We start from the raw sequence: 683 nt of genomic DNA, 5'->3' as shown, positions 1-683 counted from the left end.
GCCGGCGCGGCCGGTGCGGCGGAGGCCGGCGAGGCGACGGCCAGGCCCGCGACGGCGAGCGGGAGGGCGAGGGCTGCGGTGAGCAGCCGTCGGCCGGGGCGAGCGGTGCTGCGGGTGATGCTCGAATGGTTCTCGGGCACTGCGAAACTCCTGCGGCTCGGTCTTCCCGGGGAATGGGGAACGGGAAGACGCCTGGGTGAGGGTGGGCCGCCGGCCGGTGGCGCGAAGAAGATGACATGCCCGCGCCGCCTACCGCTAGGCATCTGCGCGAGGTTTCCGCTTTTGTTACCGCCGGGTTCAGACCAGGCGGGCAGCCGACGACCGGATGCCGCCCGCGGTTCACACCCGCCACACCTGCCCGACCCGCGACGGAACCCTCCCGCACCGGGCCCCACCCCGTCCGGGGTTCACACCAGCCGCGACCCGCCCCTGTCCGCCTCCAGCACCGCCGCCAGGTCCTCCGCCAGCTCCCGCGCCTGCGCCGCCTCCAGCCGCGAAGTGGTGAACCGCAGCCCGGGCGGCGACTGGATCCGGTACCGCGCGCCGGGCGCCGCGACCCAGCCGCGCTGCACCAGCGCCGCCAGCACCGAGGTCTCGTCCGGCACCGGCACCCAGACGTTCAGCCCGCTCCGCCCGTGCGCGGCGATCCCGCGGGCCGCCAGCTCGCCCAGCAGTGCGTCCCG

General features: G+C 76.1%; 1 pseudogene. It reads right to left on the bottom strand.

Annotated elements, in window-relative coordinates:
* Positions 1–407: 407 nt before the first annotated feature.
* Positions 408–683, bottom strand: a pseudogene (locus KS423_RS46750) (GntR family transcriptional regulator); the annotation flags it as partial.

The sequence above is a fragment of the Streptomyces sp. LS1784 genome, assembly GCF_020103755.1.
GTDB lineage: Bacteria > Actinomycetota > Actinomycetes > Streptomycetales > Streptomycetaceae > Kitasatospora.
This window is presented reverse-complemented; position numbering and strand designations above follow the sequence as displayed.